The sequence below is a fragment of the Micromonospora sp. NPDC048909 genome (assembly GCF_040649635.1).
In the GTDB taxonomy this organism is placed as follows: domain Bacteria; phylum Actinomycetota; class Actinomycetes; order Mycobacteriales; family Micromonosporaceae; genus Micromonospora.
Genome location: NZ_JBEZFU010000003.1, coordinates 597,580 through 619,446 on the forward strand (window position 1 = coordinate 597,580; position 21,867 = coordinate 619,446).

Annotated in this window: 21 protein-coding genes, 2 tRNA genes and 1 rRNA gene; 17 read left to right on the forward strand and 7 right to left on the reverse strand. The window is 72.1% G+C overall.

Features of this window, described 5'->3' with window-relative positions; genetic code table 11:
- Positions 1 to 208 precede the first annotated feature (208 nt).
- The 3 genes from AB0C04_RS12120 (at position 209) to AB0C04_RS12130 (ending at position 2,432) form a co-directional block, all read left to right on the forward strand.
- On the forward strand, positions 209 to 1,672 hold the full coding sequence (locus AB0C04_RS12120; RefSeq protein WP_357052123.1) for an amidase: 1,464 nt from the start codon (positions 209 to 211) through the stop codon (positions 1,670 to 1,672).
- A gap of 75 nt (positions 1,673 to 1,747) precedes the next feature.
- Positions 1,748 to 2,038, forward strand: coding sequence for a hypothetical protein (locus AB0C04_RS12125; protein ID WP_357052288.1), 291 nt, complete (start codon positions 1,748 to 1,750; stop codon positions 2,036 to 2,038).
- Positions 2,025 to 2,432, forward strand: coding sequence for a DUF5130 family protein (locus AB0C04_RS12130; protein WP_357052126.1), 408 nt, complete (start codon positions 2,025 to 2,027; stop codon positions 2,430 to 2,432). Before AB0C04_RS12125 ends, AB0C04_RS12130 begins: the two co-directional genes overlap by 14 nt.
- Before the next feature lie 173 nt (positions 2,433 to 2,605).
- On the opposite strand, the gene pepN is transcribed toward AB0C04_RS12130, so the two are convergent.
- Positions 2,606 to 5,167 carry an aminopeptidase N gene (pepN, locus tag AB0C04_RS12135; RefSeq protein ID WP_357052129.1) on the reverse strand — a complete coding sequence of 854 codons (2,562 nt, stop codon included), beginning with the start codon at positions 5,165 to 5,167 and terminating at the stop codon, positions 2,606 to 2,608.
- 212 nt (positions 5,168 to 5,379) lie between these two features.
- Here pepN and AB0C04_RS12140 point away from each other — a divergent pair, with 212 nt between their 5' ends.
- The 4 genes from AB0C04_RS12140 to AB0C04_RS12155 all read left to right on the forward strand — a co-directional run bounded on the left by AB0C04_RS12140 (position 5,380) and on the right by AB0C04_RS12155 (position 8,460).
- Positions 5,380 to 6,006: a disulfide bond formation protein DsbA gene (locus tag AB0C04_RS12140; protein ID WP_357052132.1), complete on the forward strand. Its 627-nt coding sequence runs from the start codon at positions 5,380 to 5,382 to the stop codon at positions 6,004 to 6,006.
- A gap of 174 nt (positions 6,007 to 6,180) precedes the next feature.
- Complete coding sequence (locus AB0C04_RS12145) at positions 6,181 to 6,624, forward strand: hypothetical protein (RefSeq protein ID WP_357052135.1); 444 nt, start codon at positions 6,181 to 6,183, stop codon at positions 6,622 to 6,624.
- Positions 6,625 to 6,721: 97 nt separating this feature from the next.
- Positions 6,722 to 7,921 carry a DUF1015 family protein gene (locus AB0C04_RS12150; protein ID WP_357052138.1) on the forward strand — a complete coding sequence of 400 codons (1,200 nt, stop codon included), beginning with the start codon at positions 6,722 to 6,724 and terminating at the stop codon, positions 7,919 to 7,921.
- A 71-nt stretch (positions 7,922 to 7,992) separates the two neighbouring features.
- The gene (locus AB0C04_RS12155) at positions 7,993 to 8,460 is read left to right on the forward strand and encodes a ribose-5-phosphate isomerase (protein ID WP_357052141.1); all 468 of its coding nucleotides are present in this window, start codon (positions 7,993 to 7,995) and stop codon (positions 8,458 to 8,460) included.
- 48 nt (positions 8,461 to 8,508) lie between these two features.
- Here AB0C04_RS12155 and AB0C04_RS12160 read toward each other — a convergent pair whose 3' ends face one another.
- A complete protein-coding gene (locus AB0C04_RS12160) occupies positions 8,509 to 8,847 on the reverse strand; it encodes a hypothetical protein (protein ID WP_357052144.1) in 339 nt (112 codons plus the stop codon).
- 141 nt (positions 8,848 to 8,988) lie between these two features.
- Here AB0C04_RS12160 and AB0C04_RS12165 point away from each other — a divergent pair, with 141 nt between their 5' ends.
- Positions 8,989 to 9,534 carry a hypothetical protein gene (locus tag AB0C04_RS12165; RefSeq protein WP_357052147.1) on the forward strand — a complete coding sequence of 182 codons (546 nt, stop codon included), beginning with the start codon at positions 8,989 to 8,991 and terminating at the stop codon, positions 9,532 to 9,534.
- A 157-nt stretch (positions 9,535 to 9,691) separates the two neighbouring features.
- Here the strand turns inward: AB0C04_RS12165 and AB0C04_RS12170 are convergent, their stop codons facing one another.
- Positions 9,692 to 9,958, reverse strand: coding sequence for a hypothetical protein (locus tag AB0C04_RS12170; protein ID WP_357052150.1), 267 nt, complete (start codon positions 9,956 to 9,958; stop codon positions 9,692 to 9,694).
- 130 nt (positions 9,959 to 10,088) lie between these two features.
- Positions 10,089 to 12,236, reverse strand: coding sequence for a M14 family zinc carboxypeptidase (locus tag AB0C04_RS12175; protein WP_357052153.1), 2,148 nt, complete (start codon positions 12,234 to 12,236; stop codon positions 10,089 to 10,091).
- A gap of 156 nt (positions 12,237 to 12,392) precedes the next feature.
- Here AB0C04_RS12175 and AB0C04_RS12180 point away from each other — a divergent pair, with 156 nt between their 5' ends.
- Complete coding sequence (locus tag AB0C04_RS12180; protein WP_357052156.1) at positions 12,393 to 13,424, forward strand: L-dopachrome tautomerase-related protein; 1,032 nt, start codon at positions 12,393 to 12,395, stop codon at positions 13,422 to 13,424.
- Positions 13,425 to 13,475: 51 nt separating this feature from the next.
- Here the strand turns inward: AB0C04_RS12180 and AB0C04_RS12185 are convergent, their stop codons facing one another.
- Entirely contained in the window at positions 13,476 to 14,057 is a 582-nt protein-coding gene (locus tag AB0C04_RS12185; protein ID WP_357052159.1) for a GNAT family N-acetyltransferase, read from the reverse strand.
- 183 nt (positions 14,058 to 14,240) lie between these two features.
- Between AB0C04_RS12185 and AB0C04_RS12190 the strand changes: the two genes are divergently transcribed.
- Positions 14,241 to 14,813: an N-acetyltransferase gene (locus AB0C04_RS12190; protein WP_357052162.1), complete on the forward strand. Its 573-nt coding sequence runs from the start codon at positions 14,241 to 14,243 to the stop codon at positions 14,811 to 14,813.
- A gap of 95 nt (positions 14,814 to 14,908) precedes the next feature.
- Here the strand turns inward: AB0C04_RS12190 and AB0C04_RS12195 are convergent.
- Positions 14,909 to 14,982 (reverse strand) — tRNA-Gly (locus AB0C04_RS12195).
- 313 nt (positions 14,983 to 15,295) lie between these two features.
- Here AB0C04_RS12195 and AB0C04_RS12200 point away from each other — a divergent pair.
- The 6 genes from AB0C04_RS12200 to AB0C04_RS12225 all read left to right on the forward strand — a co-directional run bounded on the left by AB0C04_RS12200 (position 15,296) and on the right by AB0C04_RS12225 (position 20,765).
- Positions 15,296 to 15,369, forward strand: a tRNA-Pro gene (locus tag AB0C04_RS12200).
- Positions 15,370 to 15,515: 146 nt separating this feature from the next.
- Complete coding sequence (tig, locus tag AB0C04_RS12205) at positions 15,516 to 16,862, forward strand: trigger factor (RefSeq protein WP_357052165.1); 1,347 nt, start codon at positions 15,516 to 15,518, stop codon at positions 16,860 to 16,862.
- Positions 16,863 to 17,032: 170 nt separating this feature from the next.
- Entirely contained in the window at positions 17,033 to 17,674 is a 642-nt protein-coding gene (locus AB0C04_RS12210) for an ATP-dependent Clp protease proteolytic subunit (RefSeq protein WP_350872100.1), read from the forward strand.
- A gap of 10 nt (positions 17,675 to 17,684) precedes the next feature.
- Complete coding sequence (locus tag AB0C04_RS12215) at positions 17,685 to 18,347, forward strand: ATP-dependent Clp protease proteolytic subunit (protein ID WP_091595842.1); 663 nt, start codon at positions 17,685 to 17,687, stop codon at positions 18,345 to 18,347.
- A 209-nt stretch (positions 18,348 to 18,556) separates the two neighbouring features.
- Positions 18,557 to 19,852 carry an ATP-dependent Clp protease ATP-binding subunit ClpX gene (clpX, locus tag AB0C04_RS12220; protein WP_357052170.1) on the forward strand — a complete coding sequence of 432 codons (1,296 nt, stop codon included), beginning with the start codon at positions 18,557 to 18,559 and terminating at the stop codon, positions 19,850 to 19,852.
- Between the two features lie 115 nt (positions 19,853 to 19,967).
- A complete protein-coding gene (locus tag AB0C04_RS12225) occupies positions 19,968 to 20,765 on the forward strand; it encodes a carbon-nitrogen hydrolase family protein (protein WP_357052173.1) in 798 nt (265 codons plus the stop codon).
- A 138-nt stretch (positions 20,766 to 20,903) separates the two neighbouring features.
- Here the strand turns inward: AB0C04_RS12225 and AB0C04_RS12230 are convergent, their stop codons facing one another.
- Positions 20,904 to 21,131: a hypothetical protein gene (locus AB0C04_RS12230; protein WP_350872108.1), complete on the reverse strand. Its 228-nt coding sequence runs from the start codon at positions 21,129 to 21,131 to the stop codon at positions 20,904 to 20,906.
- A 671-nt stretch (positions 21,132 to 21,802) separates the two neighbouring features.
- Between AB0C04_RS12230 and AB0C04_RS12235 the strand changes: the two genes are divergently transcribed.
- Positions 21,803 to 21,867: ribosomal RNA gene (locus AB0C04_RS12235) — 16S ribosomal RNA — on the forward strand; the annotation flags it as partial.

A 21,867-nucleotide genomic window follows, 5' to 3' on the forward strand; every position in this document is an offset into this window, starting at 1 on the left:
CCCGGCCCAGACCGGGGACCGGAGAGCGGGGACCGGAGAGCGGGGACGGGAGAGCGGGGACCGGAGAGCGGGACCGGAGAGCGGGGCCGGAGAGCGGACCCGGAGAGCGGGACCGGCGACCGAGCGGAACGGGCGGGTCGGGCGATCCGCCCGGGCGGGCCGGCGCGTGACGAGTGCGAGCGGTCGGTCGTCCGGGCAGGATGAGGTCATGGCCGAGCCGCACGACCTGACCGCGCTGGAGCAGGCCGCCGCGATCGCCCGCGGCGAGCTGTCCAGCGCTGAGCTGGTCGCGCACCAGCTCGGCCGGGTGGCCGCGCTCGGCGACACCGTCGGCGCGTTCGTCACGGTCACCGCCGAGCTGGCCGGGCAGGCCGCCGCGGCGGCGGACGCGGTCCCGGCCGGGCAGCGCGGCCCGCTGCACGGCGTGCCGACCGCGATCAAGGACCTCACCCTCACCGCGGGGGTGCGCACCACCTTCGGCTCGGCCGCCTTCACCGACTTCGTGCCGCCGGTCGACGCCGACGTGGTCCGCTTCATGCGGGCCGCCGGCCTGGTCAGCCTCGGTAAGACCACCACCTCCGAGCTGGGTTGCTCGCTCTACTCGGAAGGGCTGGTCGCGCCGCCGGCCCGCAACCCGTGGGACCTGACGTACACCGCCGGCGGCTCCAGCGGCGGCGCGGCTGCCGCGGTCGCGGCCGGGCTGGTGCCGGTCGCGCAGGGGTCCGACGGTGGCGGGTCGCTGCGCATTCCGGCCGCGCTCTGCGGCCTGGTCGGCTACAAACCCAGTCGGGGCCTGGTCCCCGGCGGTCCGCTCGGTTTCGGCGCGTTCGGCCTGCCCACCCACGGCCCGATCGGGCGGACCGTCACCGACGTCGCCGCCCTGCTCGACGTGCTGGCCCAGCCGATGCCCGGCGAGCCCTACCTGCCGCCGGTCCCACCGCCCGGTGGCTACCTGGCGGCGGCCCGCGCGGCCGCGCCGGGCCGGCTGCGGATCGGCCGGTTCACCGCACCGATGCTCGCCGAGGAGCCCGTACACCCGGACTGCGTCGCCGCCGTGGACCGGGCCGCCGCGCTGCTCACCGCCGCCGGCCACGAGGTGGTCGAGGTGCCACCGCCACTCGGGCCCGCGGCGTGGCCGCTCTTCGAGATCGTCTGGTACGTGCTGGCGCTCTCGCCGGTGCCGCCGGAGCGGGAGAGCGAACTGCTGCCGCTCACCCGCTTCCTCCGGGCCCGGGGCGCCGAGATCTCCGCCGGGACGCTCTCCGCCACGCTGGGCGAACTCCAGGCCCAGGTACGCCTCGGCGCCCGCCGTACCGCCGGCTGCGACCTGCTGCTCTGCCCCACCCTCGCCGCCCCGCAGGCGCCGGTCGGCTGGTTCACCGCCGACGGCGACCCGGCGGCCGATTTCGACCGACAACGCCGGTTCTCGCCGTACTGCGCCATCTTCAACGTCACGGGCGAACCGTCCATCTCGCTGCCGGTCGGCGCCACGGCGGCGGGGCTGCCGGTGGGAGCCCTCCTGACCGGCCGGTACGGTGACGACGCGCGTTTGATCGCCACGGCTGCGCAACTGGAGCACTCCAGTGGCGGATGGGATCACCACCCCGCAATCTGGCGGGCCGTCGACTCCGCTAACGTGAATGGCAGCGGGGTCGGGCGGTCGACGCGTTGACCATGTCCACCCGACCTGGATGCTTAAGGTCTCTTCTTCCGCCTGGGGGCGTTGGGATTGTCTGTTACCGACACGTTGCTGGTCTTCGTCGGCATCCCGGCGGCCGCCGTACTGGTGATCGGCGGCCTGGCGTACGCCAGTAGCCGCGGCCGCGGTGGGGGCGGCAGCGCGAAGCGCTACCGGCCGGGCCGACCCTTCGACTTCACTCCGGTCTGGTTCCTGGCCCGTCCGGAGCAGCTGGCCGACTCGGCCGGCACCTCCCTGGCGGCGGGCGCACAGGCGCCGGCGCTGTCCAGTCGCAAGCAGGAACAGGCTGACCGGGAGGCCCCGGCCAGTGGAACCGGAGGCGCAAGTGACCGTTGGTGAGACGCAGGCCGCTACGGGCAACCCGCCGGAGGTGCTGGACGGCCCCTTCTCGACCCGGCAGCTGCTGCGCATCGACGAGGCGCTCCGCCTGGCCGACCAGGGCACCGGCCTGGTCTTCTCGATCTTCGTCGGTGGTCTCGACGAGCCGATCCGGGAGCACGCCGAGCGGCTGCACCGCCAGCTCGCCGACCCGGACAAGTCGGTGCTGATCGCGGTGTCGCCCAACCAGCGGCAGCTGGAAATCGTCACCGGCCGGCACGCGCGCAAGCGCATCCCCGACACGTACGCCAAGCTCGCGGCGCTCTCCATGGTCGGCGCGTTCAGCGGCGGCGACCTGGCCGGCGGCATCATCAACGGCCTCGACCAGCTGGCCAGCCACGCCGGCAAGGGCTGACACCCCGTACGACGAAGCCCGGCCCGCGCACTCGCGGGCCGGGCTTTCTCGTGCCCGGTGCTGGCGTGCACGAATTGGATGAGCGTGCTCGCGGCAGGCAGTGTGGCGCCGACAACGGCCCGGGGCCGGCGAGGGCTCGCACCCTCGCCGGCCCCGGGCCGGTCCACCGCCGATCAGGCGCTCTGCGCGGCGTCCTTCGCCCGGGCCCGCAGGGCGCGGACGACGCCGTCGCGGCCCTCCGCCACCAGCCGGCGCAGCGGCGCCGGGTGCCCCTCCTCGGCCAGCCAGGCGTCCGTGGCCGCCACCGTGTCGTCGTCCACCTGGTAGGCGGGGTAGGCGAGCTGGGCGAACTCCTGCGCCGGCTCGCTGTCCCGGCTCGCCCACACCTGAGCGACCGCGGCGAAGTACTTCTCCCGGTACGGCGTGACCAGCTCGACCTGGGTGGGGTGGACGAAGCCCTGCAGCAGCGCCCGGTGCCGCCAGTTCGGCAACGCCTCCGGGCCGGTCAGCTGGGCCCAGACGGCGGCCTTGTTCTCCGCGGTCGGCACCAGCGCGTGCACGTACGCGGCCTCCCGCTCGCCGCTAGCCGTCCGGTCCTTGGCCAGCTCGGCCTCCACGTCGGCCGGCCCGGCCGCCCCGTTGGCCACCAGCGCGCCGAGCACTCCCCAGCGCAGCTCGGTGTCGATGGTCAGCCCGGCCGGCACCTCGTTGCCGTCGAGCCAGCCACGCAGCGTGGACAGATCCTCGCTGGAGCGGGCCGCCGAGGCGTACGCCCGGGCCCAGGCGAGCTGGAAACCGCTGCCCGGCTCGGCGGCGGCGAGCGCGGTCTTCGCGGTGCGGGCCAGATCCGCCCAGCCGATCGGCGCCCAGGCCGGGTCGGCGTAGAGGGTGAGCGTCGTGGTGGCCTGCCGCAGCGTGGCGGTGACCAGGTTGATGTCGGACTCCGCGGGCAGCCCGGCCAGCACCAGCGCCACGTAGTCCCGGGCGGCGAGCTCGGCGTCGCGGATCATGTCCCACGCCGCGGTCCAGCAGAGCGCCCGGGCCAGCGACGACTCGAAGCCGCCGATGTGCTGCACCACGGTGGACATCGACCGCTCGTCCAGCCGCAGCTTGGCGTAGGTGAGGTCGTCGTCGTTGAGCAGCAGCACGTCGGCCGCGGGGACGCCGGACAGCTCGGTCACCTCGGTGCGCTCCCCGGCGACGTCCACCTCGTAGCGCTCCCGGCGGACCAGTCGCCCGTCGGTCAGGTCGTAGAGGCCGACCCCGATCCGGTGGGTGCGCAGCGTCGGGTAGCCGCCCGGCGCCTCCTGCCGGACCACCACCTGCTGGTAGTTGCCGTCCGGGCCGATCGTCACCTCCGGACGCAGCGTGTTGACCTGTGCCGTCTCCAGCCACTGGGCGGCGAACTTGCGCAGCTCCCGCCCGGAGGCGGCTTCCAACTCGGAGAGCAGGTCGTCGAAGGTGGCGTTGCCCCACGCGTGCTTGCCGAAGTAGGCCCGCAGGCCGGCCACGAACGGCTCCTCGCCGACGTACGCGACCAGCTGCTTGAGCACGCTCGCGCCCTTGGCGTACGTGATGCCGTCGAAGTTGACCTCGACGGCCTCCAGGTCCGGCATCTCGCAGTAGACCGGGTGGGTGGACGAGAGCTGGTCCTGCCGGTAGCCCCAGTTCTTGCGGATCGACAGGAAGGTCGTCCACGCGTCGCCGAACCGGGTCGCGTGGGTGTTGCACCAGTGGCTGGCCCACTCGGCGAACGACTCGTTCAGCCACAGGTCGTTCCACCAGCGCATGGTGACCAGGTCACCGAACCACATGTGGGCAAGCTCGTGCAGGATCGTGTTGGCCCGCTGCTCGTACTCGAAGTCCGTGACCTGCGAGCGGAAGATGTAGTGCGACTCGGCGTGCGTGACGCAGCCGAAGTTCTCCATCGCACCGGCGTTGAAGTCGGGCACCCAGAGCTGGTCGTACTTCGGCAGCGGGTAGCGCACCCCGAACTTCTCGTGGAAGAAGTCGAAGCCCTGCTTGGTGATGAGGAAGAGGTCGTCCGCGTCCAGGTACTGGGCCATCGAGGCCCGGCAGAAGACGCCCAGGTCGATGCCGTCGTGGCTGTCGCGCACCTCGTGGTAGGGCCCCGCGCAGAGCGCGGTGATGTAGGTGCTCATCCGGGCCGACTCGACGAAGTGGACGACCTTCAGCCCCTCGCCGGCGGGCTCCTCGCGCTCCACCGGCATGTTGGACACCACGCGCCAGTGCGCCGGCACGGTGGCCCGCCAGGTGTAGACGCTCTTCAGGTCGGGCTGGTCGAAGCAGGCGAACACCCGCTGCGCGTCGGCCGTCTCGAACTGGCTGTAGAGGTAGGTCTCGCCGTCGACCGGGTCGACCGTGCGGTGCAGGCCCTGGCCGCTGTTCGAGTAGCCGAAGTCGGCGTCGACCACCAGGGTGTTCTCACTGTCCAGCCCGGAGAGCACGAGCCCCTTCTCGGCCGACCAGTCGGCGAGGTCCACCGGCGAGCCGTTCAGCGTCGCCGAGCGCACCGACTCGGCGGCCACCTCGATGAAGGTGCTCGCGCCCGGCTCGGCGCAGCGGAACCGGACCTCGGTGGTGGAGCGGAACGTGCGGCCGTCGGCCGCCTGCACCGCGGTCGACAGATCCAGACTGACCTCGTACCCGGTCACCTCGAGCAGGCGGGCCCGCTCGGTCGCCTCGACCTGCGTCAGGTTGCGTACTCCCGGCACTGTTCGTCTCCATCCCACTCTCGCCGTACGCCGCGGCGGCGTCGTCCGCCGGCCGCTCGTGGCGGTCGGCCCGGAACCGAGTCTTCCATGCACCGGCACCCCGCGGTGGCCGAGGTCACGCTCTCATTCCGCTGTCGATCGACGGTTTCCGGGGTGAAGATCGGGGTTGGACGTCGCAGGCGCGGCGTCACCCGTCGCGAAGGGACCTCACCGTGACCGATCGTGTCACCGCCGACATGTGGTTCGACCCGGCCTGCCCCTGGGCGTGGATCACGTCCCGCTGGCTGCTCGAGGTCGAGCAGGTGCGTGACGTGGACATCCGCTTCCACGTGATGAGCCTGTCCGTGCTCAACGAGGGCCGCGACGAGCTGCCCGAGGAATACAAGACGTTCCTCAGCACCGCCTGGGGCCCGGTGCGCGTCTGCATCGCCGCCGAGCAGCGGTACGGCGGCGACGTGCTCCGCAAGCTCTACACCGCCTTCGGCACCCGGATCCACCTCGGCAAGGAGGAACGGGGTCCCGAGCTCTACGCCGCCGCGCTGACCGACGCTGGTCTGGACCCGGCGCTGGCCGCGGCCGCCGACAGCACCGAGTACGACGAGGCGCTGCGGGCCAGCCACGAGGCCGGCATGCGCCCGGTCGGCCAGGACGTCGGCACCCCGGTCATCCACGCGCCCGGCCCGGACGGGAGCCCGGTCGCGTTCTTCGGCCCGGTGATCACCCCCGCCCCGAAGGGGGAGGCCGCCGGTCGGCTCTGGGACGGCGTGCTGCTGGTCGCCGGCACGCCCGGCTTCTACGAGCTCAAGCGCAGCCGCGAGCTCGGGCCGATTTTCGACTGACCCACCGGCCCACCGATCGACAGGCCCACTGACCGGCCCCGACCCGACGTCGGGGCCGGTCAACACCCGTGGCGGCGCGATCAACCCCGTCACCGCTCCGCTTCGACCTCGTTTGGCCCGATGTCCGCCGCAGCGATTCGCAACCCGCAAACTGCAGCTCGTGGAGGCATCCCGATGGCGAAGCACCGCCGCACCCCCGGTCAAGATCTGCTCAACCGGGAGGAGGCGGCCGACACCCCGGCGTACTGGTCGGTCGACGACTCCCGTTGGCCCGCGCTCCGACCCGACCTGCCCGCGGACGTGGCCGACCTGCTCGCCCCGCCGATCGTGGTGGGGGTGGCCCGGGTGGCGCCGACGTCCCGGCTGACCCCGCCCGGAACCACCGACCCGACCTTCCGGCTGCCCCCGTCCACCGCCACCGAGCCGGCGCGGCCGGTTCCGCCCGGCGTCGCCAACGCGGCCCGATCGGCCCAGCCCGCGCCCGGCCCCGCCCGGTCGGCCCCGCCCGGCGCCGGCAACCCGGCCCGGCGGACGCTGCCCGCCCCGGCCGGTCGTGGCCCTGCCGGCGGGCCGGTGAACGCCGGCCGGCACCGCCAGTCGACCGAGCACGCCGGCTGACCGTGCCGGACCTCCGGCCGGCCCGCCCCTTTCATCTGGTGGACGCCGCCCCGGGTCCGCGTCCGGGTCGACGCGGGCGACGGTAGCGTCAGCGGTCATGACGGTCGTGCACCCGATCACCCGGGCCTGGATCACCACTGGCGGCACCGGCGCGCAGAACTACGACGAGTTCGCCGACGACGCGGAGATCACCGCGATCATCGAGGGGAACCCGCACAGCGCCCTCGGCATCGAGATGCCGCACCGGGCGCCGGAGAGCGTCGGCAAGTCCTTCCTCGACGCGCTGCCCGACGCGGTGGCCCGGCTCGCCGAGGCGAAGGCCGACGGCAGCTACACCCCCGCCGAGCAGGTGGTGGTGCTCTACCGGATCAGCGCCCCGGGCGAGGAGCCGGCCTACGGACTCTTCGCCATGGTGGACACCGACCAGATCTCCACGCGGGCCGACGAGCCGGGCCTGGTGATCCGCAACGAGGACGTCTTTATCGCCAAGGTGCGCGAGCGGGTCGCCCTCGCCGAGTCGCTCGGGCACCTGCTCTCGCCGGTGCTGCTGTTGCAGACCGGGCGCGGCGAGGAGTTGCACGAGGCGCTCGCCGCGGCCACCGAGTCGGCCGGCGCGCCCGCCGCCACCGACACCGACCAGGCCGGGCGGACCCACGCGATCTGGCTGCTCGGCCCCGGCCCGCGGCAGGACGAGCTGACCGCGCTGGCCGGCGGCGGTGAGCTGGTGGTCGCCGACGGCAACCACCGCAGCCTCGCCGCGCAGACCGGTGGGCTGCCGCGCTTCCTGGCGGTGGTCACCACGCCCCGGTCGGTGGCGATCCAGCCGTACAACCGGCTGGTCAGCGAGTTGACCACCACCGGGCCGGAGCTGCTCGACCGGCTCCGCGCGGCCGGCGCGGCGATCACCGAGATCGACGGGCCGGTCGAGGTCCCGGCGGCCGGCGGCACCGTCCACCTCCGCCTGGCGGGCCAGGGGTACGCGGTGACGCTGCCGAACGTCGACGGCGACCGGCTGGAGAACCTCGACCATGCCCTGGTCGAGCGGTTGCTGCTGCGCGACGCCCTCGGTCTCGACCCGGGCGACAAGCGGATCACCTACGTCGGCGGCGACTACCCGGCGAGCTGGCTGACCGGTGAGGTCGACGCCGGCCGGGCCGAGCTGGCCATCCTGATCGCCCCGGTGACCGTGGACGATTTCGTCGCGGTGAACCTGGCCCGGGAGAAGATGCCGCGCAAGAGCACCTGGTTCACCCCGAAGGCGCGCGGCGGCCTGGTGGTGGCCGAGCTCGCCCGCTGAGCTGTGACCAATCCGCCTCGGTGGCGCCGCCCGCGCGGCGTCGCCGTCGGCGGCCTGAAAGACTGCGCGGTATGCGCGTCTACCTGGGATCCGACCACGCCGGTTACGAGCTGAAGGTGCACCTGGCCAACTACCTGGCCAAGCAGGGGTACGAGGTGGTGGACGTCGGGCCGCACGGGTTCGACCCCGACGACGACTACCCGACCTTCTGCCTGCACACCGGCGACCGGGTGGTGGCCGATGCGGGCAGCCTCGGTGTGGTCATCGGCGGCTCGGGCAACGGGGAGCAGATCGCCGCCAACAAGATCCAGGGCGTGCGGGCGGCGCTGGCCTGGAACATCGAGACCGCCCAGCTCTCCCGCCAGCACAACGACGCCAACATCGTCGCCGTCGGCGCCCGCCAGCACACCCTGGACGAGGCGACCGGCATCGTCGAGGCGTTCCTCGACACGCCGTTCTCCGGCAACGAGCGGCACGCCCGGCGGATCGCCCAGGTCGCCGCGTACGAGCAGTCCCGGGAGCTGCCGCCGCTGCCGTGACGGTCGCCGGCTGATCCCCGGCATCCGGCTCGGGGTGCCGGGCGGCGGTCAGCGCGGTGAGCGGGGCAGCTCCTCGCGGGGCACCCAGTTGCGCCGGACCACCACCACCCGGGCCTCGGCCGCGGCGAGGTCCTCCTCGCCGGGCCGGGCGGCGTCCCGGGCGCGCAGGGCGGCGCTCAGCCCCACCTGCGACGACCCCGAGCCGACCAGACCGCGCAGCCCGCGCTCGCCGTCCCGCTCGTCGCCGGCCGGCCCGCGGCGTCGGGGCGGCTCGGCCCCGTCGTGCACCCCGGTCGTGCTGACCGAGTGCCCGTCGGTGCCCCGGGTCGCCGGGTCGCCTTCGGCGTGGTGCCGCAGCCGCCGTCGCCGTCGCTCCGCATCACCCATCAGCCGACCGTACCCCCGTCGCCGCCGCGCGTCGGCGGCACCGCTCGGGCGGTGCCGGACTCGGCGACCGATTTGCCGGGTGGCTACCCTCGGAAACAGACGGCGGACGGTGGTGCCGTCGGTCAGGGGGAGGAACGAGAGATGGCGGACCAGACACAGCCCTGGGCGGAGCGGACCGTCGAGGTGCCGCCGCAGCCCGGTGTCGGGGTGCCACCGCAACGGGACGGGTTCCGCCGGGGCGTCGCCCCGGTCGGGCAGCCGCGGACGCCGCGCACCGAGCCCTTCCCCGTGGTCGGGCAGGAGCCGACCGGCACCGGCTGGCCGGAGGGGCCGACGCCGCGCCGGCCGATGAGCTGGCACCTGGCCCAGCTGCGGCGCGGCGGCGAGTGGAGCGCCGCGGGCGGGCTCTTCGCCTTCGTCTGCTGGGGGATCTGGGCGATCTCCGGGCAGGGCGACCTGACCGCGCCGCTGCTGATCCTCGTGTTGAGCCTGCTGGTCGCGGTCGGGCTCTTCGCGCTCTCCCGGCTGGTCGGGCGGGTTGTCCTCGAGCGGCAGCTGGGCCGGGTCCGGCGCAGCGCCCGGGGCGCGCACCTGGTCACCGCGGTCTTCCTGGCCGGCCTGGGGGTCGCCTGGCTCCAGCAGACCGAGTGGGTCATGTCGGCCTGGAACTGGATCACCGGCCGCTGACGGCGGTACGCCCGGGCGGGCTGGCCACCGCCGCCCGCCCGCGCGCCCGGTCGCGGGTACGGCCGCGACGCCGGTCGTTCTCCACCAGGCCGGGCTGCTTACCCGGCCGGCCGCGGTTCATCCGCGGCCGGCCGGTCCGGTTGCGACCGTCCGCCGGTCAGTGCGTGCCGCCGTGCCCCTCGGCGTCGGCCCGCGGCGAGGCGACCCGGGCGGCCGGGTCTTCCACGCCGGGCTCGCCGCCGTCCGGCGCGACCACGCCGTCGTAGTTGTAGACCGTCCCGCCCTCGCCGTGCTGCTTCGTGGTCCGGATGTAGCGATGGAACATGCCGTCGATCTCCAGCTCCACGAGGGCGGCACCGCCCGCGTCGTGGGTGCTGCCGTCCCGAGGCCCGCCGACCAGGTGCGCTGTGTTGTTCGTGTCCATGCCGATGCCCGTACCCGGGTCGTCTCGGCGCAAAACGGACGTCCCCGGACCGGTCACCCGCCGCAACCGCCTCGGCGGGTGACCGGTGGAGGTGACCCGGCCGCCGGGCGGGCGGCGGGGTCACGGGCGGTCAGCCGGCGGCCTGCGCGGCGGCCCAGTCGCGGGCGACCCGGACCATCTCCACCAGACCGCCGGCGTACTCCTGGGATTCGCCGTGCGCCTCATCGAACGGCGGCTGGAAGCCGACGCCCTCCCACTCGGCGGTGACCGGGTTCCAGCGGTCGTTACCCACCTCGAAGTCCCAGGCGAAGATGCCGAGCTCGTAGTAGAGCTGGTCCGCCGAGTTGCCGGCGGCCGAGTAGAGCACGTCCGCGACCGGTCCGGTCTGCGACGGCCAGGTGACCGTGCCGCGCTCCTGTGCGATGGCGCCGACGATCCGCCGGGCGCTGTTCAGGAAGAGCGTCGACTCGTCGATCGACGGCCGGGGCAGCGTGACCCGCCCGTCGGCCCGGTACGCCCCCGGCGGCCACATGAAGTACCCGCCGTAGGAGTGCACGTTCATCGCGAACCGGATGTTCGAGTGCGCCTGGGCCAGCGCGATGACGTTGCGGCTCTCCGCCTCGGAGAGCTCGCTGGTCCCGGCGTAGGTGCCGGAGAGGCAGTTGCTGCTCGCGCCCACGTAGCCGTCGAAGTGCGAGCCGACGGTGTAGTTGCGGTTCAGGTCCACCCCCCACGAGTCGCGGTAGCGCGGGTCACGGTCGGCGTTCGCGCAGTGGTTGACCAGGTTCTTGCGCTGGAAGTTGTAGTCGTGGAAGGAGTAGTTCGCGCCGTCCGGGTTCACCGTCGGGATGACGAAGATGTCCACCTGCTCCAGCAGTTCCCGGGTGGCCGGGTCGGTGTGGGCGTTGGCCAGCATCCGCTCCGCGAACTCCAGCGTGACCAGCGGCGTCGCCCACTCCCGGGCGTGCTCCTGGGAGTACGCCAGCACGCCGACCCGGGAACCGTCCCGGTGCACGCCGATGCGCAGCGCCTGCACGGTCCACGCCTTGGTCGGCACCTCCGCGCCCTGCAGCCCGTCGTCGAGCCGGACCGGGCTGACGACCGGCATCGGCAGGCCGGCCGAGCCCTCCTCGACGAAGGCCCGGAACCGGTTCGGGAACCGGCTGTTGATCGCGGCGGCGACGTCGTCGGTGCTGCTGGTGATCTTGCCGGCTCCGTCGGTCGCCAACGAGACGGTCAGGACCCGGTCCCGGTAACCGACCGTCAGGGCGCGACCCGGTCGACCCGGGTCGACGGTACGCACCTGGACGCCGTTCATGCCCTGGTCGCCGAAGCGCACCGACTCGACCACGACGGCCGCGGCGGCCGGGTCGCCGAGGTACGCCACCGCGGTCCGCCGGTAGCCCTGGGTGCGGTTGGGAAGGTCGATCACGTCGACCAGCCCCGGGTACTGGCGGGCGAGCCGCTTGATCCGGGCCTGGATGTCGACCGGGGTGAGGTAGGCGTCGATGAAGTCCTTCTGGTAGCCGGCGGGCAGCGGCGGCGGGGCGGCGCTCGGCCAGGGTGCCGGGGTGACGACCCGGCTGACCCCGCCGAGGCTGGACGTCGCGGTCACCTGCACCGGCCGGCTCGGCACCGGCTGGGGGAGCGCGTAGTGGTACTGGTACTCGCCGGAGTCCTCGAACCGGAACAGCGGGACGGAACCCGTCGCCCCGTCGGCGGTGCGCCAGTTGACCGTGATCTCCACGTCCGGGTCGTCGGTCGCGGTCGTCGCCACCTGGGTCTGCACGAAGGTCTGGCCTCCGGTGCTCCACCAGTACGCCTGAAGGAAGTGCAGGGTGTCCACGGCCGCCGCGGCGCCGGCCGTACGCTGCCCGGCCGCCGGGGCCCGCAGGCCGGCGGCGGTGCGCTGCTGCGCGGCACGGACGCTCTCCGCCAGGTGTCGGGCGCCGTCGCCCTCGCGCTGCACCACCCGCAGCGCGGTGGCGCCCTGCGCGGTCAGCTCGGCGAGTTGCGCGCCGGTCAGCACCAGATCGGCGAGGACCCGCCCGTCCGCGGAGCGGGGCCGGTTGGCGAGGTCGGCGCCGCGGGCGACGAGCTGGTCGAGCTGCGCCTGGTCGCGCAGCTGGACCCGGATCACCGCGGTCTCGCCGCTGGCCAGGGTGACCGTGGGTGGTGGTGCGGCTGGCGCGGCCGCGCCGGAGCCGGGATGAGACAGCACCGCGCTGAGCAGGATCGCTGTGGTGGCGGCAGCCGTCCACCGTCGTCGGACGATCATGTGCCCTCCTGACGGACATCGATGTCACGGGTGCTACCCACACCAGTGCACAGATCGACAACTGTCAAGCAGTGGGCTTCCGGTGGCGGTGTTTCGAAGGGTGGGGCCGGGGAACGCGCGCTGCCGTCAACGACCCGGTAGCCGCGAAGGAGCGCCATGTCCGCCCTGCCCGCCCGGGAAGACCCGCGCCTGACGCCGGTGCTCGCCAACGACCGGGTCTGCACCGGCGTCACCACCGTCGGCGGACGGATCTTCCTGAGCTTCCCCGGCGCTGACGAGCCGGGGGTGAAGGTCGCCGAGGCGCTCCCGGACGGCCGGCGGGAGCCCTGGCCGGACGCGTCCTGGAACGCGGCCCACGGCGACGGGGCGTACGTCAACGTCAACGGTCTGCGGGCCGGGCCGGACGGGCGGCTGTGGATCATCGACGCGGGCGCGCCGGGACCCGGTCAGCCGCAGGTCCCCGGCGGCGCCCGGCTGATCGTCGCGGACGCGGCAACCGGGGAGGTGACCCGGATCTACGAACTCACCGCCGCGGTCGTCGAGACCAGCTACGTCGACGACGTCCGGTTCAACGGCGGCACCGGCTACCTGACCGACGCCGGGGCGCCAGGGTTGATCGTGCTCGACCTGGCGACCGGCGCGGCCCGCCGGGTGCTCGACGGACACCCGAGCACGGTGGGCCGGCGGCTGGTTGCCGACGGCGAGGTGCTGCACGGCCCGGACGGCGCCGAGGTCGTCCTGCACGCCGACCAACTGGAGGTGTCGCCGGACGGGCGGTACCTCTACTACCAGCCGGCCTCCGGCGGCCTGTCCCGGATCGAGACCCGCTGGCTGGACGACCCGACGGCCACCCCCGAGACGGTGGCCGCGCAGGTCGAGCCGTGGCTGGACACCCCGACGACCGGCGGCACCGCGATCGACGCGGCCGGCACGATCTACCTGAGTGACGTCGAACGGAGGCGGATCCTCGCTATCTCGCCGGACCGCGCGGTGACGACGTTGATCGCCGATCCGCGGCTGGTCTGGGTGGATGCCATGTGGGTCGACGCCGGGGGCGACCTCTGGCTGCCCGCGGCGCAGCTGCACCGGACGCCGGGCCTGGCCGGTGGCGCCCAGCGGGTGCAGTACCCGGCCTGGATCTACCGGCTGAGCATCGGTACCGGTCCGGCCCCCAACGACCACGCCTGATCGACGCCGTGGCCGTCGACTGCGGCGGCGACGTCGGTGGCGCCATCGGCGTCAGCGGCGGTCGACGACCTCCGCCCGGCGGGCGAGCCACTCCTGCCGGGTCAGCGCGTACTCGACCTCGCCGAGCTCGGTGCCCGGCAGCGGGTCGTCGAAGTCGAGGTGGAACGTGCGGACGTACCGCAGCCCGACCGAGGCCATGGTGGCTCGGGACGGGGTGTTGACCGTCATGGTCTCGGCGAAGATCCGGGTCAGGCCGAGATCCTCGAAGCCGTGCCGGACCAGCTCGCGGGCCCCCTCGCTGGCCAGGCCCCGGCGCCAGTACCGGCGCAGCAGCCGGTAGCCGAGTTCGGCCTGCCCCTCGACCGGGCCCTGGTCGGCGCCCTCCGGCGGTTCGAGGATCCACCAACCGACGAACGCCCCGTCGACGAGACCGGCCCAGAAACCCAGGCCGGGCACCTGCTGCGCGGCCGCGAGCCGCCGCCGGTGCAGGGCCTGCACCTCCGCACGGGTACGCGCCGGGCCGAGGTAGCGCATGACCTCCGGGTCGGCGTCGAGCTCCACCTCGTGGTCGAGGTGCTCGTCGGAGAGGGGGACGAGGTGGATTCGGCTGGTTCGCAGCGTGGCCTGGGGCATACGGCGGATTCTCGCCCGCGCCAGCGGGGCGGAGCAGCCGATTATTCGCCGGCCGGCGCGTCCGGTGGTACGGCTGACCCTCGGGACGTCAACGATGGAGCGACGAGCGAAGGGGGGCGTTGGGGCTGGCCCCGGCTCGCCGGGTGGTCCTGGTGGTACGACGGCCTGAGATAGGTTTCCGCGGTGACAGCACCCGAGATCACCGTCGCCACCCCGGAAGACCGTGCACAGGTCATCACCTCGCTGGTCGCCGCCTTCAGCAAGGATGCCGTCCTGCGGTACCTGTTTCCCGACGAGGCGACCTATCCGCGGTACGCCGCCGCTTTCTTCGGGCACCTCTTCGACAAGCGGGTGGGCAAGGGAACGATCTGGACGATCGAGCACGGCGCGTCGGTCGCGATCTGGGAACCCCCCGCCGCCGAGAACGAGTGGCCGGATGACGATCTCGCCGCCCACCTTCCCGCCGACGTGTTGACCCGCGTCCGCGGCTACGACGAGGCGGTTCACGCCGCACTGCCGGCCGCCCCCTTCTGGTACCTCGGGGTGTTGGGTACCCACCCTGACAACGCCGGCCGCCGGTGGGGCCACGCCGTCATGAAGATGGGACTGGACCGCGCCGCCGCAGACGGCCTGCCGGCGATCCTGGAGACCAGCAACCCCGACAACGTCGAGGTGTACCGCCGTGCCGGCTGGGACGTGGTGCACGCCTTCGCGGAGCCCGTGCCCACCTGGATCATGCGGCAGTCGACTCGCTGACGTCGTCGTATCGCGGACGCCAAGCCAGATTCGGACCCGGCGGTACGGAACGGCCCAGGTGCCGCGGTCACGCGGTCTACCTGGGCCTTCGTGGGTGGAGCGGGCGACGGGAATCGAACCCGCACCGTCAGTTTGGAAGACTGAAGCTCTGCCATTGAGCTACGCCCGCGTACGCCCCGACACACCCGGGACGCGCACAGCGTACCCAATGCCCTCGCTCCGCACGCAGTCGTGTCCCCCCGCGCGCCGCGCCGCCCGCCCGCCCGCCCGCCAGGATCCACGCACTCTCCGGGATGTCGGGGCCTGGGGAGGCGGGGGAGGCCACGACATCCCGGAAGTTGCGGCCTCCAACCGGCCGGCGCGAGCGACACGCGAGGCCGCGCCGAGCGGGTGTGAGCGGCGGGGGAAAGCGGGCGTTGTGTCGGGTTGGTGGTGCCCCGGGGCCCGGGCCGGGGTGCGACGGCATACACTTCTCGTCGCCACGGGGTGTGGCGCAGCTTGGTAGCGCACTCGCTTTGGGAGCGAGGGGCCGTGGGTTCAAATCCCGCCACCCCGACTGTCGTCCGCAGCCGGGTCGTCCGGGGCGCCGCCGATTTTTCCCGCGCGGTCCCCGGGCGCTGCCGGAGCGCCCGACCGGCTCGCCTACACTCGATGGGCTGAATCACGCCCAGACTCAACTGAGATCCGTCAAGGAGTACGCCTGTGAAGAGCACCGTCGAGACTCTGAGCCCGACGCGCGTTCGGCTCGCCATCGAGGTGCCGTTCGTCGAGCTCGAGCCGAGCCTCAAGAAGGCGTACCGGGAGATCGGCTCGCAGGTCCAGGTTCCCGGTTTCCGCCGGGGCAAGGTGCCGACCGCCGTCATCGACCAGCGGGTGGGCCGGGGCACCGTGCTCAACGAGGCCGTGCAGGACGCCATCCCGGAGAACATCCTGGCCGCCGTCCGCGAGCACGACCTGAAGACGCTCGGCCGCCCCGAGGTCGAGATCACCGAGTTCAACGACGGTGACTCCCTCAACTTCACCGCCGAGGTCGACGTCCGCCCGGAGATCACCCTGCCCGACCTGGCCACCGTCGAGGTGACCGTGGACGAGCTGCAGATCGACGAGAGTGAGATCGACGAGCAGGTGAAGAACCTGCGCGAGCGGTTCGCGACCCTGAAGACCGTCGAGCGCGCCGCCCAGGAGGGCGACTACGTCCAGATCGACCTGAACGCCACGGTCGACGGCGAGGACGTGCCGGGCGGCTCGGCGAGCAACATCTCGCACGAGGTCGGCAGCAAGCAGCTCCTGCCGGGTCTGGACGAGGCCGTGGTGGGCCTCGCGGCCGGCGACACCACCACCTTCACCACCCAGCTCGTCGGCGGCGACTTCGCCGGCCGGGACGCCGAGGTGGCGGTGACCGTGCGCACGGTCAAGGAGAAGGAGCTGCCGGAGCTCGACGACGACTTCGCCCAGATGGCGAGCGAGTTCGACACGATCGAGGAGCTCCGCAACGACCTGCGCGAGCGGGTCAGCCGGGGCAAGCAGGTCGAGCAGATCTACGCCGCCCGGGACAAGGCCCTGGAGCAGCTGGTCGCCGCCGCCGAGGTGCCGGCGCCGGAGGGGGTCGTCCGCGAGGAGGTCGACAGTCGCAAGCAGGCGATGATCGACCAGCTGGAGCGGATCGGCGCCACCCTGGAGGACTACCTCGCCTCGGAGGAGAAGACCGAGGAGCAGATCGACACCGAGCTGACCGAGGCGGCGACCGAGGGGGTCAAGGTCCAGCTGCTGCTGGACACCCTGGCCGACGCCGAGGACGTCCAGGTCTCCGACGACGAGTTCGGCCACGAGATCGTGCACCGGGCCCAGCGTGCCGGGATGGCCCCGCAGCAGTACTACGACCAGCTGGTGCGCTCGGGCGCGGCGGCCGCCGTCTTCGGCGACGTCCGGCGCGGCAAGGCTCTCGCTTCGGTGATGGAGCGGATCACGATCAAGGACAGCGCTGGCAACGAGGTCACCCTCGAGGCGCTGCGCGCGGCCAACGAGGCCGAGCACAACCACGAGCACTGATCGTCGGGTGAGGCCGTCGTCCGCCGGTTCCGGTGGGCGGCGGCCACAACCCTTTTTCGGTACGGCCCGAGGGTGGCTGCGCTGAGAGCGAACAGTGCCACGACCGGGACTCTGCTGCCCGGCCCAGCGGTTAGGGTCGGGTAGGACGGTACGGAGAGCGAAGGGCTGCCATGACCGACATGCACATCCCAGCGAAGCCGCTCCGGGCGATCGATGCCCGAGGTGGCGACAACATTGGCAACCTCGACGACTCGGTCTACAACCGGTTGCTCAAGGAGCGGATCATCTTCCTGGGCAGCGAGGTGACCGACCAGGTCGCCAACCGCATCTGCGCGCAGCTGCTGCTGCTCGCCGCGGAGGACCCGGACCGCGACATCAACCTCTGGATCAACTCGCCGGGTGGCTCGGTCTACTCCGGCATGGCGATCTACGACACCATGCAGTTCATCGACAACGACGTCTCGACGGTGGCGATGGGCATGGCCGCCTCGATGGGCCAGCTGCTGCTGTGCGCGGGCACCAAGGGCAAGCGCTACGCCCTGCCGCACGCGCGGATCATGATGCACCAGCCGTCGGGCGGCGTGGGCGGCACCGCCGCCGACATCGCGATCCAGGCGGAGCAGATGCTCTACACCAAGCGGATGTTCCAGGAGCGGGTCGCGCACCACACCGGTCAGGCTCCCGAGCAGATCGAGGCCGACTCGGACCGCGACCGTTGGTTCACCGCCCAGGAGGCCGTGGACTACGGCTTCATCGACAAGGTCATCACCGGAGCCACCCAGGTTCCGGAAGGTGCCGGGACCCTGAGCTGAGGAGCTGACGATGACCGACCTGAGTTTGCCGCCCCAGTTCGCGGCCGTGCACAACCGCTACGTGCTGCCGTCGTTCGTCGAGCGCACGTCGTACGGGGTCAAGGAGTCCAACCCGTACAACAAGCTCTTCGAGGACCGGATCATCTTCCTCGGCGTCCAGGTGGACGACGCGTCGGCCAACGACGTGATGGCCCAGCTGCTGACGCTCGAGGGCACCGACCCGGACCGCGACATCATCATGTACATCAACTCGCCGGGCGGTTCGTTCACCGCCATGACGGCGATCTACGACACCATGCAGTACGTCCGGCCGGACATCCAGACCGTCTGCCTCGGCCAGGCCGCCAGCGCGGCGGCGGTGCTGCTCGCGGCCGGCACGCCGGGTAAGCGGATGGCGCTGCCGAACTCGCGGATCATCATCCACCAGCCGGCCACCGAGGGCGGCTACGGGCAGGGCTCGGACATCGAGATCCAGGCCCGGGAGATCCTGCGGATGCGGACCCAGCTGGAGGAGATGCTCTCTCGGCACTGCAACCAGCCGGTCGACAAGGTTCGCAAGGACATCGACCGCGACAAGATCATGACGGCCGAGGAGTCCCGGGAGTACGGGCTGGTCGACACGATCCTGACCAGCCGCAAGAAGGGCCTGCTGGCCGCCAACGCGGCCAGCTGACCGGTACCGGGTCGGAGGTCGGCCGGGGCGTTGATCCCGGCCGACCTCTGACACACCCGTTTTGGGGGTCGGAGAAAGCTCCGCCAGCGGGTAACGTCGGGTCTGTACCGCTTCGCTGGGACGGCCCGGCGGGGTGAACGAGACGGGCGGGGCGTAGCCGCCGCAGGTCATGGCCGGGTCCCCGGCCGGTGAGTGCAGGGAGAACGTAGGTGGCACGGATCGGTGACGGCGGCGACCTACTCAAGTGCTCGTTCTGCGGCAAGTCGCAGAAGCAGGTCAAGAAGCTCATCGCGGGCCCCGGGGTCTACATCTGCGACGAGTGCATCGATCTCTGCAACGAGATCATCGAGGAAGAGCTGGCCGAGTCCGGCGAGGTGAAGTGGGAAGAGCTTCCCAAGCCGATGGAGATCTGCCAGTTCCTCGACAACTACGTCGTCGGGCAGGATCAGGCCAAGAAGGCGCTGGCCGTCGCGGTCTACAACCACTACAAGCGGATCCAGGCCGAGTCGGCCGGCGGGTCGGGCACCGGCGGCGACGCCGTCGAGCTGGCCAAGTCCAACATCCTCCTGCTCGGCCCCACCGGGTGCGGCAAGACCCACCTGGCGCAGACCCTGGCCCGGATGCTCAACGTCCCGTTCGCGATCGCCGACGCCACCGCGCTCACCGAGGCCGGCTACGTCGGTGAGGACGTCGAAAACATCCTCCTCAAGCTGATCCAGGCCGCCGACTACGACATCAAGCGCGCCGAGACCGGCATCATCTACATCGACGAGGTCGACAAGATCGCCCGCAAGTCGGAGAACCCGTCGATCACCCGGGACGTCTCCGGCGAGGGGGTGCAGCAGGCGCTGCTCAAGATGCTGGAAGGCACCGTGGCGAACGTGCCGCCGCAGGGCGGCCGGAAACACCCGCACCAGGAGTTCATCCAGATCGACACCACCAACGTGCTGTTCATCTGCGGTGGCGCCTTCGCCGGTCTGGACCAGATCATCGAGGCGCGCACGGGTCACGGCGGCACCGGCTTCGGCGCCCGGCTCCGGGCGGTCTCGGAGCGGTCGACCGACGACATCTTCAGCCAGGTGATGCCGGAGGACATGCTCAAGTTCGGGCTGATCCCCGAGTTCATCGGCCGGCTCCCGGTGATCACGAACGTCCGCAGCCTGGACCGTGAGGCGCTGGTCCGGATCCTCACCGAGCCGCGCAACGCGCTGGTCCGGCAATACCAGCGCCTCTTCGAGCTGGATGGCGTCGAGCTGGAGTTCGAAGAGCCGGCGTTGGAGGCGATCGCCGACCAGGCGATGCTGCGCGGCACCGGCGCCCGCGGGCTCCGCGCGATCATGGAGGAGGTGCTGCTCTCCGTGATGTACGAGGTGCCGAGCAACCCCGACGCCGCCCGGGTGCTGATCACCCGTGAGGTCGTTCTCGAGAACGTCAACCCGACGATCGTGCCCCGCGAGTTCACCGGCCGGCGTGCCCGCCGCGACCGCGAGGAGAAGTCGGCCTGACCGCCGTGCAGCAGGCCCGGCCGCGGCCGGCTGCTGGCGGCGTCCACCCGGCCACGCGCCGGCGGTCCACGGCCAACGCTGTCCCGGCGCCGCGCGCCCCCGTAGGCTGAATTCCATGCGTGTCGCCGTCTGCCAGCTCAACGCCCGGGACGACCGCAAGGCGAACCTCGCCGCCGCGGAGTCGTTGCTGGAGCGCGCCGCCGCCGGCGGCGCGGACCTCGCGATCCTGCCCGAGTACGTCGACTACCTGGGCCCCGCGCCCGGGTCGCCCGCGCCGGAGCCGGTCGACGGTGAGGTAGGCCAGTTCTTCGCCGCCGTGGCCCGCCGGCTGGGGATCTGGGTGGTCGCTGGGTCGTTCCACGAGGCCGGACCGGATCCGGAGCACACCTGGAACACCTCGCTGGTCTTCGACCGCGCCGGCGCGCTGGCCGCGAGCTATCGCAAGATCCACCTGTACGACGTGGAGATCCCCGGTCGGGTGTCCTATCGGGAGTCGGCGACGGTGGCCCCGGGGGACCAGCCGGTGACGATCACCGTGGAGGGCGTCCGGGTCGGCCTGTCGATCTGTTACGACCTGCGCTTTCCCGAGCTCTACCGCCGGCTCGCCACCGAGGGTGGAGCCCAGGTGCTGGTGGTGCCGGCCGCCTTCATGCTGCACACCGGCCGGGACCACTGGGAGGTGCTGCTCCGCGCCCGGGCGATCGAGAACCAGTGCTACGTGCTGGCGGCCGGCCAGATCGGCGACCACGACCCGGGGCGGACCTGCTTCGGTCGCAGTATGGTGGTCGACCCCTGGGGGACGGTGCTCGCCCAGGTACCCGACGAGCCCGGTGTCGCCTTCGCGGACCTGAATCTCGACCGGCTCGCCACCATCCGCGCCGAGCTGCCGAGCCTGGCCAACCGGCGGTTCTGACTCGTCTGCCCGCCGACACCGGCCGGATCAGCGCCGGACTGGTTGTCGCGTCAGCGCCGAGCCGGCGCGGGTAACCGGCGGGCCGGCATGGGGTAAGCGGGCGCGCGGGTGCTGCGTCAGCGGCGGGCCGGCATTGGGTCAACCCTGCAGCAGGACGCCCACCAGGGCGAAGCCGGCGATCGCCGCGGCGGTGACCAGTAGCGCGGTGGTCATCCGGGACCGGCCGCGTCGGGCCAACCGGCCCACCGACAGGACGAGGACGACGAGCACGAAGGCGCCGATGACCAGCTGCCAGAACGGCAGGAGGAGCCCGAGCAGCGCTTCCTCGGCGAGAAGGATCGCCGGCGGCCGGGATACGTCATCCATGCCAGACACTCTGGCACGCCCAGGCGATCCGCGCGGCGCTGTCGGCCGGCGTATCCACATCGGGCGATCGGGTCGGGCCGGTCGTCGGGTGCCGGGACCGGCGGAGGGGCCACAGTGACCGCCGTTGATTTGCCTTCTCCGGGCTGTCCGCGTAACTTTCTCTCTGCACGGGGGAGGCCGGACAAACTGGCCGAGAACGGGCGCCGGGCTCGCGGCGGAAACGCCAGCGGGGCTGAGATCGGGCGGTGCGGAACACTCCGGGAAACACGGGGTTGCGAACGCGAAACCGACCGGGTAGAGTTCTGAAGCCGGCAGGAGCCGGGCGGATAGCCGCGAAGCGGCGATCGGCCGGTCTGCGGTTTCCCACGACAGCAACGACCGCCGAACTTCGGCGTGCGTCGACGTGGGTCCGGATCTCACTTCGTTGATCACCTCGGAAACGAGATTGACAACGCGAGGCGGTCCGAGTAGGTTAGAGAGGTTGCCCCGAGGGGCGCTCCGCGAAGCGGGGTTGCTGTTCGGTGTGTGGTTGTTCTTTGAGAACTCAACAGGGTGCTTGATAAGCCAGTGCCAATTATGATTTATACCCCGGACTGGTCGAGCCTTTTGGTTTGGCTGGTTGGGATTCCTTTGGCAACACTTTTGTTGTCAGGATGCTGTTCGACAAGTTTTTGTTGGAGAGTTTGATCCTGGCTCAGGACGAACGCTGGCGGCGTGCTTAACACATGCAAGTCGA

Excerpts from the sequence above, each read along its gene's own strand:
- AB0C04_RS12160 (WP_357052144.1), bottom strand. The coding sequence starts at position 8,847 with ATGGGTGATGCGGAGCGACGGCGACGGCGGCTGCGGCACCACGCCGAA.
- AB0C04_RS12185 (WP_357052159.1), bottom strand. The coding sequence starts at position 14,057 with ATGCCCCAGGCCACGCTGCGAACCAGCCGAATCCACCTCGTCCCCCTC.
- AB0C04_RS12215 (WP_091595842.1), top strand. The coding sequence starts at position 17,685 with ATGACCGACCTGAGTTTGCCGCCCCAGTTCGCGGCCGTGCACAACCGC.
- AB0C04_RS12145 (WP_357052135.1), top strand. The coding sequence starts at position 6,181 with ATGGCGAAGCACCGCCGCACCCCCGGTCAAGATCTGCTCAACCGGGAG.
- AB0C04_RS12120 (WP_357052123.1), top strand. The coding sequence starts at position 209 with ATGGCCGAGCCGCACGACCTGACCGCGCTGGAGCAGGCCGCCGCGATC.
- AB0C04_RS12180 (WP_357052156.1), top strand. The coding sequence starts at position 12,393 with ATGTCCGCCCTGCCCGCCCGGGAAGACCCGCGCCTGACGCCGGTGCTC.
- AB0C04_RS12210 (WP_350872100.1), top strand. The coding sequence starts at position 17,033 with ATGACCGACATGCACATCCCAGCGAAGCCGCTCCGGGCGATCGATGCC.
- AB0C04_RS12170 (WP_357052150.1), bottom strand. The coding sequence starts at position 9,958 with ATGGACACGAACAACACAGCGCACCTGGTCGGCGGGCCTCGGGACGGC.
- AB0C04_RS12165 (WP_357052147.1), top strand. The coding sequence starts at position 8,989 with ATGGCGGACCAGACACAGCCCTGGGCGGAGCGGACCGTCGAGGTGCCG.
- AB0C04_RS12230 (WP_350872108.1), bottom strand. The coding sequence starts at position 21,131 with ATGGATGACGTATCCCGGCCGCCGGCGATCCTTCTCGCCGAGGAAGCG.
- AB0C04_RS12150 (WP_357052138.1), top strand. The coding sequence starts at position 6,722 with ATGACGGTCGTGCACCCGATCACCCGGGCCTGGATCACCACTGGCGGC.
- AB0C04_RS12225 (WP_357052173.1), top strand. The coding sequence starts at position 19,968 with ATGCGTGTCGCCGTCTGCCAGCTCAACGCCCGGGACGACCGCAAGGCG.
- AB0C04_RS12175 (WP_357052153.1), bottom strand. The coding sequence starts at position 12,236 with ATGATCGTCCGACGACGGTGGACGGCTGCCGCCACCACAGCGATCCTG.
- AB0C04_RS12155 (WP_357052141.1), top strand. The coding sequence starts at position 7,993 with ATGCGCGTCTACCTGGGATCCGACCACGCCGGTTACGAGCTGAAGGTG.